This is a genomic window from Litoreibacter roseus (genome assembly GCF_009811795.1).
GTDB lineage: Bacteria > Pseudomonadota > Alphaproteobacteria > Rhodobacterales > Rhodobacteraceae > Litoreibacter > Litoreibacter roseus.
Map to the genome: position 1 here is coordinate 1 of NZ_BLJE01000004.1, position 13,920 is coordinate 13,920.

Annotated in this window: 15 protein-coding genes and 2 pseudogenes; 11 read left to right on the forward strand and 6 right to left on the reverse strand. The window is 58.1% G+C overall.

All coding sequences use genetic code 11. The annotated features are described in order from the left end of the window. Positions 1-466: 466 nt before the first annotated feature. The 3 genes and pseudogenes from KIN_RS16035 to KIN_RS16045 all read right to left on the reverse strand — a co-directional run bounded on the left by KIN_RS16035 (position 467) and on the right by KIN_RS16045 (position 2,765). Positions 467-1,428: pseudogene (locus KIN_RS16035) on the reverse strand (IS110 family RNA-guided transposase). Between the two features lie 174 nt (positions 1,429-1,602). Beyond that, a pseudogene (locus KIN_RS16040) lies at positions 1,603-2,180 on the reverse strand (tyrosine-type recombinase/integrase). Between the two features lie 156 nt (positions 2,181-2,336). Then, complete coding sequence (locus KIN_RS16045; RefSeq protein WP_159808964.1) at positions 2,337-2,765, reverse strand: Rrf2 family transcriptional regulator; 429 nt, start codon at positions 2,763-2,765, stop codon at positions 2,337-2,339. A 105-nt stretch (positions 2,766-2,870) separates the two neighbouring features. Here KIN_RS16045 and KIN_RS16050 point away from each other — a divergent pair, with 105 nt between their 5' ends. From KIN_RS16050 to KIN_RS22710, 10 genes are all read left to right on the forward strand, one after another. Then, positions 2,871-4,082 carry a GTP-binding protein gene (locus tag KIN_RS16050; protein WP_159808966.1) on the forward strand — a complete coding sequence of 404 codons (1,212 nt, stop codon included), beginning with the start codon at positions 2,871-2,873 and terminating at the stop codon, positions 4,080-4,082. Further along, the gene (locus KIN_RS16055) at positions 4,079-4,714 is read left to right on the forward strand and encodes a DUF1826 domain-containing protein (protein ID WP_159808968.1); all 636 of its coding nucleotides are present in this window, start codon (positions 4,079-4,081) and stop codon (positions 4,712-4,714) included. Before KIN_RS16050 ends, KIN_RS16055 begins: the two co-directional genes overlap by 4 nt. Further along, complete coding sequence (locus KIN_RS22460) at positions 4,711-4,983, forward strand: DUF6525 family protein (protein WP_243144951.1); 273 nt, start codon at positions 4,711-4,713, stop codon at positions 4,981-4,983. The genes KIN_RS16055 and KIN_RS22460 overlap by 4 nt, the downstream gene beginning before the upstream one ends. 10 nt (positions 4,984-4,993) lie before the next feature. Further along, on the forward strand, positions 4,994-6,517 hold the full coding sequence (locus tag KIN_RS16060) for an ABC transporter substrate-binding protein (RefSeq protein WP_159808970.1): 1,524 nt from the start codon (positions 4,994-4,996) through the stop codon (positions 6,515-6,517). Next, the gene (locus KIN_RS16065; protein ID WP_159808972.1) at positions 6,514-7,197 is read left to right on the forward strand and encodes an ATP-binding cassette domain-containing protein; all 684 of its coding nucleotides are present in this window, start codon (positions 6,514-6,516) and stop codon (positions 7,195-7,197) included. The genes KIN_RS16060 and KIN_RS16065 overlap by 4 nt, the downstream gene beginning before the upstream one ends. Beyond that, entirely contained in the window at positions 7,191-7,916 is a 726-nt protein-coding gene (locus tag KIN_RS16070) for an ABC transporter ATP-binding protein (protein WP_159808974.1), read from the forward strand. Before KIN_RS16065 ends, KIN_RS16070 begins: the two co-directional genes overlap by 7 nt. Further along, the gene (locus KIN_RS16075) at positions 7,913-8,851 is read left to right on the forward strand and encodes an ABC transporter permease (RefSeq protein ID WP_159808976.1); all 939 of its coding nucleotides are present in this window, start codon (positions 7,913-7,915) and stop codon (positions 8,849-8,851) included. The genes KIN_RS16070 and KIN_RS16075 overlap by 4 nt, the downstream gene beginning before the upstream one ends. After that, positions 8,844-9,638, forward strand: a complete 795-nt coding sequence (locus KIN_RS16080; RefSeq protein WP_159808978.1) for an ABC transporter permease — start codon at positions 8,844-8,846, stop codon at positions 9,636-9,638. Before KIN_RS16075 ends, KIN_RS16080 begins: the two co-directional genes overlap by 8 nt. After that, positions 9,635-10,162: a hypothetical protein gene (locus KIN_RS16085; RefSeq protein ID WP_159808980.1), complete on the forward strand. Its 528-nt coding sequence runs from the start codon at positions 9,635-9,637 to the stop codon at positions 10,160-10,162. Before KIN_RS16080 ends, KIN_RS16085 begins: the two co-directional genes overlap by 4 nt. A 251-nt stretch (positions 10,163-10,413) precedes the next feature. After that, positions 10,414-10,782 carry an integrase core domain-containing protein gene (locus tag KIN_RS22710; RefSeq protein ID WP_159808982.1) on the forward strand — a complete coding sequence of 123 codons (369 nt, stop codon included), beginning with the start codon at positions 10,414-10,416 and terminating at the stop codon, positions 10,780-10,782. 137 nt (positions 10,783-10,919) lie between these two features. On the opposite strand, the gene KIN_RS16095 is transcribed toward KIN_RS22710, so the two are convergent. Next, on the reverse strand, positions 10,920-11,399 hold the full coding sequence (locus tag KIN_RS16095; RefSeq protein WP_159808984.1) for a 2,4'-dihydroxyacetophenone dioxygenase family protein: 480 nt from the start codon (positions 11,397-11,399) through the stop codon (positions 10,920-10,922). A 72-nt stretch (positions 11,400-11,471) separates the two neighbouring features. Here KIN_RS16095 and KIN_RS16100 point away from each other — a divergent pair, with 72 nt between their 5' ends. Continuing rightward, positions 11,472-12,410 (forward strand): helix-turn-helix transcriptional regulator, encoded by a 939-nt coding sequence (locus KIN_RS16100; RefSeq protein WP_159808986.1) that lies wholly within the window; start codon positions 11,472-11,474, stop codon positions 12,408-12,410. Positions 12,411-12,535: 125 nt separating this feature from the next. On the opposite strand, the gene nrtS is transcribed toward KIN_RS16100, so the two are convergent. Together nrtS and KIN_RS16110 are read right to left on the reverse strand one after the other, a co-directional pair. After that, the gene (nrtS, locus tag KIN_RS16105) at positions 12,536-12,838 is read right to left on the reverse strand and encodes a nitrate/nitrite transporter NrtS (protein WP_159808988.1); all 303 of its coding nucleotides are present in this window, start codon (positions 12,836-12,838) and stop codon (positions 12,536-12,538) included. Next, positions 12,822-13,883, reverse strand: a complete 1,062-nt coding sequence (locus KIN_RS16110; RefSeq protein WP_159808990.1) for a maleylacetate reductase — start codon at positions 13,881-13,883, stop codon at positions 12,822-12,824. The genes nrtS and KIN_RS16110 overlap by 17 nt, the downstream gene beginning before the upstream one ends. Positions 13,884-13,920: the final 37 nt, after the last annotated feature.

The window sequence follows — 13,920 nt, forward strand, 5'->3', positions numbered from 1 at the left end:
CAACGACAATCCAAACAGGTGGTGGAACAACGATCGCGGTTTGCCGGATCGTGTTGAGTGATCCATCTAGATGTCCCGAAAGGGGAAACTGGAGCACGTGCAGCGAACTCATGCTTTGTCCCGCACAGCAGTCCTAAAGCGATCTTTTGATTTGTTGCTTGTAGTGAATGTCCGGTAAGTGGGCTGCGACTGCAGCATTTCGAGCTCGTGGTGAACGGCAGGTGTGGATGGCTCCTGCATTGCAAGAGTTTTTTGCGAGATTGCGATGGTCTGTCAGTACAGTCGTGTGTCCGGCCTGTTTGCGTGGCGGTCTGCCACTGGCCCTGATGAGTTCCGCAGGAGATGTTCCAATCGGCTAAGCGGACTTGAGAGGTCCATGCCGTTCGTCGGAGTGTCATGGCCTTTGGTTGACTTCATTTCGCATCATCACATCAAGCGTCTTGCATCTATTGGCAGGAGTGTCGGGTCAAGCGACTGGCCGCCGGTATTCCTCTCTTTTGCTGAGCATGGCCCAAATGATCCGGGCGGATTTATTGGCCATGGCGACGGTTGCAAGCCGGAGCGGTTTCTCTGCAAGCATCTTGGCGGTCCAGATGTCCGCTTTTTCCGGTTTGTTCTTCGCCATTAATGCACTGGACGTCATGCCGATTATCAGCAGCTTCCGGATGTATCGATCGCCCTTCTTGTTGATCTTACCCAGTCTTTCCTTACCGCCACTCGACTTGTTCAGAGGCGTCAGGCCCAACCACGCAGCGAGATCACGACCAGTTTTGAATTGGTGAGCATCGCCGATTGCCGCAACCACTGCCGATGCTGTGATCGGATCAATGCCCGGCATGCGCATAAAACGCCGTGCATCTGTATCCAGCTAGGCATGTTGCTCGATCAGCTTGGTCAGTCCATCAATCCTGGCATGTTCAGTTGATCCCCTGTTCCATGTTTGTGGGCAAATGTTGCTACGGCTTCGATGCCCGTGGGCAGGATGTGTCCAAGCTCTCGAAGAATACTACGGATTATGTTCACGATCTGTGTGCGTTGCCGAACGACCAAATCCCGCGCAAGGTGAATAGCCAAACTGGCCTGTTGATCCTTTGATTCGATCTCAACGAAACGCATTGTCGGGCGTCGAACGGCTTCGCAGATCGCTTCTGCGTCAGCGGCGTCTGTCTTGCCACGCTTCACATACGGCTTCACATATACCGCTGGCATAAGCCGCACATCGTGGCCAAGCTCGCGCAATTGACGGCCCCAATGATGAGCATATCCGCAAGCCTCCATACCGACGACGCAGCGCGGCAGGGTTTCAAAGAATGCCAATAGCTTCGCGCGCTTTATCTTCTTGTTGAAAACCTTCCGACCGGTCTCTGAAATCCCGTGAACTTGAAAAACGTCCTTGGCCAAATCCAGACCTACAGTCTTTACTGTCATTGGGTGGCTCCTTTCCTAGAAGTCGATGACAACTGCGCTTTTGCACACTCGACGCCGGTGGAGCAGGAGCCATCCACCTCATCCGCAAATGGCCGCCCTTTCCAGCGACCCTAATGTCCAGATTTCAATCGCTTCTGCGATTGCTAACGCATCCTCTAGCTAGACCCCAAGGTATCATGCTGTGTTGACCATTTTTGTATGACCGAGCAGAAGTTGAACAGCGCGAAGGTTAACTGTCTTTTTGTAAATCTGGGTGACGTTCGTTCGCCGCGTCGAATGGGCTCCATAGGCACTTGCCTCAAGTCCAATCGACGTCACCCATTCCCGGACAATCCGCGCGTACTGACTTGTTGAGATGTGCAGGCGCTCGTGAAAGCGTCCTGGCCATAGGTACTCTGAGCCAACCAGCAGTTCATCTTCCATCCATTCCCAATTGAGGCGCGCGTGCCCTCGGAAATCTCGAAGCGCACCGGTTTCTGGGTTTTACTTTGAAGAACGGAAGCGCGTTTCTTGATTTGACCTGACGCCATCACGTCGACGACTTTCATCTTCACCAGATCACAGCCTCTAAGCTTGCTATCGATCGCCATGTTAAAGAGTGCGAGGTCACGATGGTTCTCCGCCAATTCGAGTCGGACGCGGATCGCCCAGACGTGTTTTGGCTTCAGTGGGCGTTTCTGACCGACGATGCATCCTTTGTTCCAAGCCGGCCGAAGTGCGGGAATGGCAGGTAGGTTTGGTGTAGATTCCATGACTGATCCTCCGATCCGCCATGCTCGCCCAAAACGACAACCCAGTGTTGTCGTGGTAATCTACAATGCGCTTCGCCAGTTCTCTCGCGTATCGGATTTCACTACGACAATATCGGAAAGGCAGGGCAGGCAGTGAAGACACTTGCCAGCGCGCGTTCAGCTTCCGCAATAACTACAGGAGCTGGGATGCACATCCGTAATTTTCGTTTCGCGCAGCCTTTCCACAAGGCTTTCTTCGATGTCATCAAGGACTTCCGCAACGCGTGATTGTAGGCCAGTTTCGACGCTACAATGCGACGGTTCTGCGTCGCCACCGCTTCCTGCGACAAGCCTCTCGTCCAAAGCCAGATAAACGTCCGCAAGTGTGATGCTGTCGGCATCCTTGGCCAGCTGCCACCCACCCGCATGCCCTTTTTCCGAACTCAGAAGACCCGCTTCACGGAGCTTCCCAAGCACACGCCGAACAACGACTGGGTTAGTCCCCGCATGATCGGCGATGTCTGCCGATGTGCGCACTCGGCCTGGCTCACCTGCCATGTGGCTGAGAGTGTGCAGGGCGAGAGACAGACGGCTGTTTCGCTTCATAGGCTGCGTTCCTTAATTCTGCCAGTATATGTAACAATGGATGTTGCATTCGTCTAGTAACTGAGTAAGTTGCGTGATTGTTGCCTTTCTTGCAGGAGATCAGACATGTCAGACACGCGCCTCCCCGTCACCGTCCTTTCAGGTTTCCTTGGCGCTGGAAAGACGACGCTTCTCAATCGCGTTCTGAACAACCGTGAGGGCCGCCGGGTTGCGGTCATCGTCAACGACATGTCCGAAGTGAACATCGACGCTGATCTGGTGCGGGCAGATACGGAGCTAAGCCGCACCGATGAGACGCTTGTGGAGATGTCTAATGGCTGCATCTGCTGCACATTGCGGGATGATCTGTTGGATGAGGTGCGCAGGCTCGCCGCCGAAGGGCGCTTTGACTATCTGCTGATCGAATCCACTGGGATTTCTGAGCCGCTGCCCGTCGCAGCAACGTTCGATTTCCGCGATGAGTTTGGTGACAGCCTGTCGGATGTTTCACGGCTCGATACGATGGTGACGGTGGTCGACGCGGTGAACCTGTTGAACGACTACGCCAGTCACGATTTCCTGCGGGACCGCGGCGAGACCTTGGGTGAAGAGGATGACCGGACACTGGTCAACTTGCTTGTTGAGCAGATCGAATTTGCCGATGTCGTGATCCTGAACAAAGTCACGGACGCTGGTCCAGAGCGCAAGGACGCCGCGCGCAAGATCATTCGTAGCTTGAACGCAGACGCGAAGATCATCGAGACGGATCATTCGAAGGTCGCAGCCGAGGCGATCTTGGACACTGGCATGTTCGATTTTGAGAAGGCCCATGAACATCCGATGTGGGCCAAAGAGCTGTATGGCTTTGCCGACCACACGCCCGAGAGCGAAGAGTACGGTGTGGCCTCTTTTGTCTACCGCGCCCGGTTGCCGTTCATTCCAGAGAAGATACTGAGCGTAATGAACGGCGATTTGCCCGGCGTAATTCGCGCCAAGGGGCATTTCTGGATTTCCACACGACCCGGTTGGGTTGCCGAATTCTCGCTCGCCGGAGCCTTGTCGAGCGTCAAGCCACTTGGAACCTGGTGGGCCTCCGTGCCGAAGGAGCGTTGGCCCGATCATGAAAGCGCGCACAATTACATGCAGCAGCACTGGCAAGAGCCATGGGGAGATCGACGGCAAGAGATTGTGTTCATTGGTGCGGGCATCGATTGGCCTGCGCTTAAGGCGCGGCTGGATGCCTGCTTGGTTCCGGCGACCGCGACGAGCGGGCCGGATGATTTGCCGGACTATCCGGATCCGTTTCCAGCATGGCGGCGGCAGGAGGAAGCGGCATGACGCTGGCGCGTGCCCTGGTCCGCAACGGGGCGATAGGCGTCGCCGTTGCCGACACGCCGGAAGATCTGAAAACATTTCTCCAACCCGGTTGCGCAGCCGCGATCTGGCGTAGGCAGCCGATGCCGAAGTTCCAAAGCTGGATTGATACCGTTGATCCATCCGTGCTCCTACAAGGCCGGATCGTCTTGCGACCGGATGCGGTGCCGTCTGCAGTAACAGCGCTTTGCGATGTGGCAGAAACACCAGACTGCTACGAACGCGATCAACTCATCGGTGATGTTAGCGCCTTGGCCGGGATCTTCGCCGACTTGATGAATACGCCCTATCTTCGCTTGAGGTTGCAAGCCGTCACGACAAATGCCTGTCGTAAATTCCATATCGATGCGATCACAGCACGGCTTGTTTGCACCTATCGTGGGCAGGGAACGCAATACGGGATTTCAACCGACGGCGAGGACCCGGCGCGTGTCTTCTCGGTTGCAACGGGTGCGCCGATCCTTCTGCGCGGCACGCTCTGGCCTGAAAAACCGGCTTCAGGTCTGCTGCACCGCTCGCCACCCATTGAAGGGACGGGAGAGACCCGTCTCGTTCTCGTGCTGGATGCGGTAGACAGCCCGGAAGACGAGATTTGACCCACAACCTCGGGTCGACTTCGCTCAAACGAAAGCGGCGCTCGGCTGACCCGATGCGCAGCTACGATGAACTACCAGCACCGCTGCGTCACTGGCTGGCGAAGGCAGCGCTACCGTGGTCGCCCACGTCAGCTCGTCGGGAATGGAATCGCGCCCGTGCGAAGGGTCTCAGCCCTGAAGACGCGCTATCCTTTCTGTCACAAGCAGAAGCCAGCACTCTCGCACGTGACCGCTTTTCAATCCCCAACAACCTGAAAACGAATATCTGAAGGGACGTCTATGTCATTTCTCACCCGCATGACCGCTGTCGCCTTGATTGCGCTCGGCACCGCAATGCCTGCCGCAGCCCAGGACGCTACGCTCACCATTTCCGTAACCTTTGGCCCGACGGCCGAGGTGCCTGACCCGCGTGCCGGCTATAACGGCTGGATGTCAAACCAGACCGGCGTCACAGAAACGCTCATGGGCGTTGACTATGACCTCAATCTCTACCCGCGCTTGGCAGAGAGTATTGAGCAAAGCGCGCCGACAACCTGGCGCGTGACCTTGCGCGACGGTTTGACATTCCACGATGGCTCTCCTGTGACGGCACAGGCGGTCATCGATGCAATTGCGCCGATCTCGGATGAAGCGGACCCAGCGTTCAACAAACGCATCGCCGGTGTGCTTGATCTCGCAGGCATGTCTGCGGATGGTGATCGTGTTGTGGTGTTCGAGACCAACAGCCCGAACGCCGCCTTCCAATGGAGCCTGTCTGATCCGGGTGTCGCCATTCTCGGCGCACCTTCAGACGCTTTCCCAATTAACGCAACCGGCCCCTATATCTTCCGGGAGGCTGTTCCCGAACAGTCATATCGTGTTGAGGCAAATGCCGATTACCGGCTGGGTAAACCTGGCTTTGACGAGGTGCGTGTTGTCGCTTCACCCGATCCAGCGACTGCGTCGCTCGCTTTTGAAGCAGGTGACGTCGATATGGTGATCAACTATCCGGAGACGGATTTTGCACGCATTCAGGAAACGGGCGCACAAGGATTCACGGCGCCAACGGCGCGGCTCTACTTCTACTCGATGAACACGACATCAGGCCCGCTGGCGAACCCTTTGATCCGGCAAGCCGTATCTTTGGCGATAGACCGGGATGGCATTGTTGAAGCTGTTCTTTCCGGCGTTGGCGGTGTGCCAGCGGGGACGATCTACCCGGCGGACAAAAGCTGGGCGGCTGACATTGCGCCTTCCTATGATCCCGCGCGGGCGGAGGCGTTGTTGGCTGAGGCTGGAGCCGTCAAACAGGGCGGGACTTGGACGCTCGATGGCGAACCGCTTGAGATCGAGATTCTGACTTACTCTTCACGGGCAGCGCTGCCGCCAACAGCGGAGATCACACAAGCCTTCCTGCAGCAGATCGGCATCACAGCTTCCGTGCGCGTGGGCGAGTACGGCGCAAGCAACGATGCGCTCAAGGCAGGCGATGGCGATATGTTCCTGCAAGCTTGGGTGATGCTGCCACAAGGTGATCCCGGTTCGATCCTGGGTTTCCTGTTGGCCAGTGATGGTGGCTCAAATGCAGGCAACTATGTAAATCCAGCAATGGACGCGCTTCTGGTGGAAGGTCAGACTACGTTTGAACAAGCCGAGCGTGAGCGGATTTACGATGAGGTTCAGCAGATCATTGCAGCCGATGTCCCGCTGATCCCCGTCTTCCACGTCAGTCAGGCTGTTGTAGCCCGTGCCGGTCTGACTGGTTATCAGGTCCACCCGACCGAGACTTACTGGATCACCCACGAGACACGCTTCGCTGAATGACACTTCACGTTCACGGCCTGAGTGCAGAGCGCTCGGGCCAGATCATACTTCATCCCACGAATGTGGACTTCAAGCCCGGCGAACGCGTCGGGCTTGTCGGTGCGTCAGGGTCTGGCAAGTCTACGCTTGGGCATGAACTGGTGGACGCGTTGCGCGCGCAAGGGGCCAGCGTTGCCCATGTCCCGCAGAGCCCGGATGAAGCACTCGATCCGTTGCGGTCGATGGCGTTTCATTGGCGCGAGGCTGAGCGGGCCTTGGGGCTTGCGCCCGACGACGCGCGGCGGACACTGTTGTTCAAGGCCCTTCAAATCGAGCGTGGCGATCTGCGCAGACGTCCGTGGGGCTGGAGCCGGGGGATGCAGCAACGGTTTGTCATTGCAATGGCTTTGATCGGTACGCCTGACCTGTTGGTCATGGATGAACCTACCTCCGCGCTCGACCCCGTGGTGGCAGCGGGGACCATGGATCTGCTTGATGACTATCTCAAAGACCGGCAAACCGCGCTTCTGCTGATCACGCACGATCTGGGGCTTGCCGCGCGCCGGGTCGCGCGATTGATAGTGATGGATGCGGGGCGCATTGTGGAGGATGCGCCGACCGAAGCGTTCCTCGCATCACCGAAAACAAGAGTCGCCAAGTCCCTTTGCGCGCATCGGAATTGGCTGGAACTGCCATGCTGACGGTCGACAACATCTCGGTCCGGCGCGGCGTTTCAACGACGCTCGAAGAGGTCTCATTCTCACTCGAACCGGGACGCACGCTGGCGGTGGTGGGTGAAAGTGGTGCGGGCAAGTCCACCCTCATCAGCGCAATCCTTGGGCTGGTCCGGTGCTCAGCGGGCGGCGTGTCGTGGAACGGCGCACCGGTCTCGCGGTGCCGCCCTGCACTTGTCATGCAGGAACCGCGCGCGGCCTTTAATCCGCGCCTGTCCCTCAGGCGCTCTGTCATGGAACCTGTCGTGGCCCAAAACTTGGTTTTTGAGCCGGAGCGGTTGGCAATGCTGTGCCGCGCTCTGGAGGTTCAACCCGACCTTCTGGAGCGGCGTCCGGATCAGGTGTCCATCGGGCAGGCACAGCGCATGGGTATTCTTCGTGCCCTCATCGCCGCCCCGCCACTGGTGCTGTTTGATGAACCCCTGTCCGCGCTGGATGCAGTAACGCAAAAACACACCGCACGCCTGATCGCCGATATGCAGGCGCAAGAAGGGTTCGCGGCGCTGATCGTAACCCATGATCTCGGATACGCCGCTGCCTTCGCCGATGACATTGCAGCGCTCAGGGAGGGTCGGATCGAAGAAATGGGAACCGCACAGGCTTTCATCGCAGCACCGCAGACCGACTATGGACGCACGCTCCGCGATGCCGCCTTTGCCCTTGGTGCACTGGAGCGTGTCGCGTGATCGGCGTCTTTACGGGGTTTCTATTGCGCGCCATCGTTGTTCTCATTGGTGCAGCCTTGGCGACCTTCGCGCTATTATGGCATGCGCCGGGTGATCCTGCTCTGGCGATTGCAGAAGCGCGCTATGGCCAGAATGTGTCCAAAGAGGTTCTAGATTTCATCCGGTCCGAGGCTGGTTTTGACGACGGGTTCTGGACGGCGTTTTGGGCCTGGCTCTCCCCGCTTATGCTGGGTGACTTCGGGCAGTCTTCCGTCAATGGCCGAGAGGTCTGGCCTGACGTTGTGACGGCGATGTCCTACACGTTTCCACTTGCGCTCGTCAGCTTGGCACTTGGCTTGGCCGTCTCGGTGCCTCTTGCCCTGATCGCAACGCGCAAACCGGGCAGTTGGCTGGATCGCGGGGCTGTGGCCCTCGCGTCGGTCGGGGTTGCCATCCCGGCGTTCTGGCTTGGGCTACTGCTGATCCTGCTCTTTGCCGTACAGCTTGGCTGGTTGCCCGCCATGGGGGCCGAGACGTCCGCGCACAGCATTTTGCCCGCAATGACGCTGGGGTTCGGTGTTGCTGCTTCCCTCACGCGCATTATTCGCTCGGGCATTTTAGAGGCACGCGGACAGCCTTTCCTGCCAGCCTTCACCAGACGGGGCGTCGCTCGCCGCGATATTGCCCGCGACCATGTCGCCCCCCACGCCGTTGTGCCCGTCGTTACGGTGCTCGGTCTGGAACTCGCCTTTCTGCTGGAAGGCCTTGTCGTGGTCGAGGTGATCTTTGCGCGTCCTGGTCTCGGAAGCTTTCTCGTCAACGCAATTTTTGCCCGCGACTTCCCGAAAGTGCAGGCAGTCGTCATACTCGCCGCCGTCATCTTCGTGGTGGTGAACCTTGCCATCGACCTGATCTATCGCAGCCTTGATCCAAGAGTAAGTGGCCGCGATGCGTAGCCTCTATGTTCTCGTTACCGTTTGCCTGCTGCTTGCGATATTCGGCCCAATGCTCGCGTCGCATGATCCAACGGCAATAAATATTCCCAACCGGCTGCGCCCGCCCGGCGGCGAATGGCTTCTGGGCACGGATGCCCTTGGTCGTGACATCTTCTCAAGGCTTCTGCACGGCGCGCGCTGGTCGCTGGGGCTCGCCTTTGTGGTTTCGCTGCTGGGTTTGATCATCGGGACAACAGTTGGCTTGATTGCAGCCCAAGGTGGGCGGGTGGCCGATTGGATTGCTATGCGGACCACCGACACGTTCCTAGCCTTTCCTGAGCTTATCGCGGCCGTGGTCATCGCGGGTATCCTCGGGGCGAACACTGGCTCACTCATCTTCGCGCTCACAGTGACAGGTTGGATGCGCTACGCCCGCATCGCACGAGGCATTGGTCTGTCCGTCGGCAACCGAGGATATGTCGTGCAGGCGCGACTTGCTGGCCTCTCGCCCCTCGCGATTGCGCGTTGGCATTATCTGCCGTCGCTGTTGCCATCGCTAACCGTCGTCTGGACCGGAATGCTTGCACGCGCGATCCTGGGTATATCGACGCTGGGGTTTCTGGGGTTTGGCGTGCAGCCCCCGATGCCGGAATGGGGGACGATGCTGCTGGATGCCCGGGTTCACATGCGCTCCGCTCCATTGCAGATGATCTGGCCTGGACTTTGTGTGGTTATCTCAGTTCTAGCGATTAATCTGGCCGGAGATGCCCTGCGTGATGCGCTCGCAGAACAGGATGCAAAGACGTGACGCAGCCTGACAATCCATCGCTCGGGATTAGCCTACGCATTCTTTCGGGTGTTTTGTTCACTGGCATGGTCGTTTGCGTGAAAGCTCTGAGCGATGCGGTACCACTTGGTCAGATCGTTTTTTTCCGATCTTTCTTCGCGCTCATTCCGCTGGTGACCTTTTTGATGGCGCGCCACGAGTTCCCCGGAGCCATCGCCTTTTATTTCGTGGTCGTGTCCATGGCAGGTGGGATACTGACGCTGCTATGGGGCTGGACATTCCCTGACGCGCAAACTCTTATGTTGCTGGTGCTCGCGGGTCTCTTCGGTGGTTGCGCCCATATCGCAATGACACTTTCGTTCAGCTACGCCGAAGCATCCCGGCTGGCACCATTCGAATACGTCGCGCTTCTTTGGCCGGTTCTCGCGGATTTGCTGATCTTTGATCTGCCGCTCGGCACGAGTTTTCTATTCGCCCTGCCACTGGTTCTGTTGGGGGCCGGTGTGGCTGCTTTCGAAGGGAAGGCGGGACTGAAACTGCCGTAGGCACTCACTCCTATGTCAGGTCATTTTTTCGGTCCATAACGACGAAATCTATTGGTTAAGGTCGCTGTCTAGATCTCCGCATGCTCGACTTGAGCAGCCTTACTGCCGGGATCGCCTGTACTAAACCAGTATCCAAATCGCGCTCTCGCAGCGGAGGTCCGGTTTGGCGAAGCTGCATTGCGGCAAGGTCTTAAACGATGAATACGGGGTATGGGCCGTACTCGGGGCTCGATCTCATGTCAAAGCTTTGAATGTCGAGCCTTCTTCAACGGCAGCAGCGAGCCCAACTTGACCAATGCGGCAACGTCAATGAAAGTTCGCTCATAAAGTTTTGGCGTCAAGCGGAGCGATCCGGTAATGACTATTCACGGCATTCCGTTCCTGATCGGCGTTTGCGGGTATGTCTATCTGATTTTGGCATTGCAGGTCAGCAGCGTAGATATGTACGGACCCTCGGCACACTGCGACGAGAAGTCCTGGAAGCCGAATGGTTGTACACTACCAAACAGGCACGGATCATCATCAATACCTGGCTCAGACAGTACAATCGTGTTTCGCCACGTCAGGCCCTAAACACGCGCCCGCCCATCCCAGAAACCCTGCACAAAAGTGACCTATAGAAATGGGGCTGGACAGGTGCTACGCCAAAGTCTTGACGGGGGCACTGCACGCAGGCCAGCGGGTGACCTTTGCTGATTGAAACCCGCATCGCCTGCCGGAACGCGCTTCCGTTCAAAGCGCGCGATGCAGGAGCGGTTTAATGAAAATCGGCGCTGATGTGATCCGCAACACCGTCCGCTGTGGCCATTTCATACATCGTTTTTGCGTCGACGATCCCGGCGATGGTGCCGTCCTCGTTGTAGCCGACAAGCGGGCCGTGAACGATGGCGAACATCACGCAGCCGTCGGGCGATACGGGCTGGTGAATGGCCGCAGCCTGTTCGCAGATGTAATCCCCCTTGCTGCCCGCATCGTCGTCATAGGCAAATCCGCCTTCCAGAATAACCCCTTCGACCGCGCCGATATGCCCATGTGGTGGCGCTTCGGCACCCGGATCGACTTTGAGAAAGAGGGTGAACCCCCCCGACCGGACATCGACGTCCATCAGACGGTAGTGCGTTCCCGGCATGACCCACGGCATCCAGGGTAGGGTTTCGGGGTTCAGAAAGGCGGGCTTGTCGTGCTTGGTCAGCGGGATGGCACTTGCAGGCGTCGTGTCAGCTGATTGCTTGTTCATGATCGTTCCTCCCGAGTCATCGCAATTTGATAGGGCATGCGGCGAAACAGAGGCTTGTAGGAAATTGCGAAAATGCCGGGATATTGCTACAAACTGCCTATGATCACTGACCCGGTATCCCCAGACGCCGACGCCGCTGTCGCCATCATGAAAAAGGGCTGGAACCTGCCGACCGCGTGGGACTTTGATGCGGCGAATGGGATAACCGGCACGTTTTGGGACAAGCGCTGCGCGGCGTCACACCATCTGCCCTGCAATCTGAGCGACACGCACCTGATCCTGTCGCTAAACGCCAGCGACATTGTCCACGCCGATGTCAGTCTGGAAGGGCGCAGGCAGTATTTCGGTGGGATGAAGCGGGGATCATGGATGCTGGTGGCTTCGGGCAGTGCACCCGATGCCGTCACATCTGGCGCTTTTTCCCTGCTGCATGTCTACATCCCCATTCGCTTGCTGCGGGATGCCTGCAATGCCTATGACCTTGGCGGCATCATCCCCGAAAAGGTGGCATACCTGCACGGCACCAACAGCGGCCATCCGGTGGTAAAACACGCTGCAGATTTGATTGCTGCCCATGCCGGACAGGACCGGTTGCGCCGCCTCCAGATCGATACGTCCTGCCAGAGCATGGTCACGGAAATTCTGCGGGCGTTTGATGCGCCCACAGATCAAGTCGATCGACTATCGCTCACACCCTGGCAGCGTGCCCGGCTCGAAGAGTATCTGAAAGAAGAATTTTGCAACGATATCGATTTGGCGCAATTGGCCGATGTCGCTGGCCTGAGCAAGTATCATTTTCTGCGCGCGTTCAAATCGTCGTTTCAAAGAACGCCGATGGCGGAGGTCACTGAGCGACGCTTGAGCCATGCCGCAGATCATCTACGGGAGAACAGGCTGTCGATCACGCAGATTGCTCTGAAATGCGGTTTTTCGGATCACAGCCATTTTTCCGCGACCTTCAAACGGCGCTTTGGTGTGACCCCGTCGCGGTACCGGCGGATGGATCAGTAGACCGGCTTGCTAGTCAGAAACCAATTGGTTGCACAGCGCGCCATGGCTTTTCCGGGATTTAGCACGCGATCAGATTGACGAGGCGGATCGTGCTTACCTGGCAACTGGATCAGCGATCTGGCGGGTCAAGATTGACCGCCTTCTGCCGGGCAGGTCGCATATTTCTGGGGCGCCGGCTTATGCAATCCGTGCCTTTGCTCGGAAATGGCCAGAACCGAGGAAATCGTGGAAACGGTGTAAGGCACCAGAAACGTCAGCAGTACTTTCCCCCAATCTCCGGGTGACATGGTGCCTGACAGGATTCTGTCGCCGTGATTGATCGCAGCCAGAACATGCCCGACAATCAGTGCCATGATCAGCGCGCGCCGCACCACAGTTCGGCGGGTGACAAGCCGAAAAAGCGGCTCGGCTTCAGGTTGCGGGTTCATGTCCGTGCCATGCGTTTTCCAAGAGCGTAACAAGGGCGTCACGCTCCAGCGCTCGGGGGTTGAAGTACGGGTTCTCCAGCGTGATGTCGACCGCACGCGCTATTCCGTCCTGCGGCATTCCCAGCTCTTCCAGCGAGGTCGGTACTCCGGCAGATTGCGCGATCTGAAAGAGGGCGGCAGCAGGTTTGTCTGACTCGGTGGCACGGCGCAGCGCCTCCATCGCCCGCGGTATCGCGGGAGCGTTGTAGGCCAAGGCATGGGGCAGGATCACGGTATGCGTTTCCGCATGTGGCAGATCGAACGACCCGCCCAGAACATGGCACAGCTTGTGGTGCAGCGCCACGCCGCCCGATCCCAGACACACGGCGCAGAGCCATGCCCCATAGAGCGCATCGGAGCGAGCGTCGATGTCGGCGGGGGCCTCCTGAACACGGGCCAGCGCGCTGGTCATTTTGGCAATGCCGTCCTCTGCCATGAGCGACAGCACTGGATTCGCCTCTTGCGCGTAGAGCGCCTCGACCGCGTGCGCGATGGCGTTCATCCCGCTGGTGACAGTCATTTTTGGGGGTAGGGTCAGCGTAAAGTTCACGTCGTAGATGACGGTCTCCGGTAAAACCTTCAGCGTGCGTTGCGTGGTCTTTTTACCAGCCTCGGTCTGACCGATGATCGGAGTCATTTCGGAACCCGCGTAGGAGGTCGGCAGCACCACCTGTGGTGCGTCGTTGCGTAACGCAATGGCCTTGCCCAATCCGATGGTAGACCCGCCACCGATGGACACGATTCCATCCGCGCCCGCCGTCTTAAAGGCCGCCATTGCGCGTTCCGTCACCTCGACGGGCGTGTGCATCGCCGCTTCGGAAAACACGCCTGCCGATGCGTTTCCCAAGATCTCGGCCAGCGCTTCACCCTCGGCTTTCTGGTGGGTCGTTGTAAGCACCAAGGCTTTCTTGATGCCAAGGGCGCCCACTTCATCCGGCAGGGCAGCAGTGGTGCCGACGCCAAAAACGACACGCGCGGGCAGACCAGTATATGTGAAGCTGTTCATCGTTTCATCCTATGGATCATGAACGTATTCTGCCCGT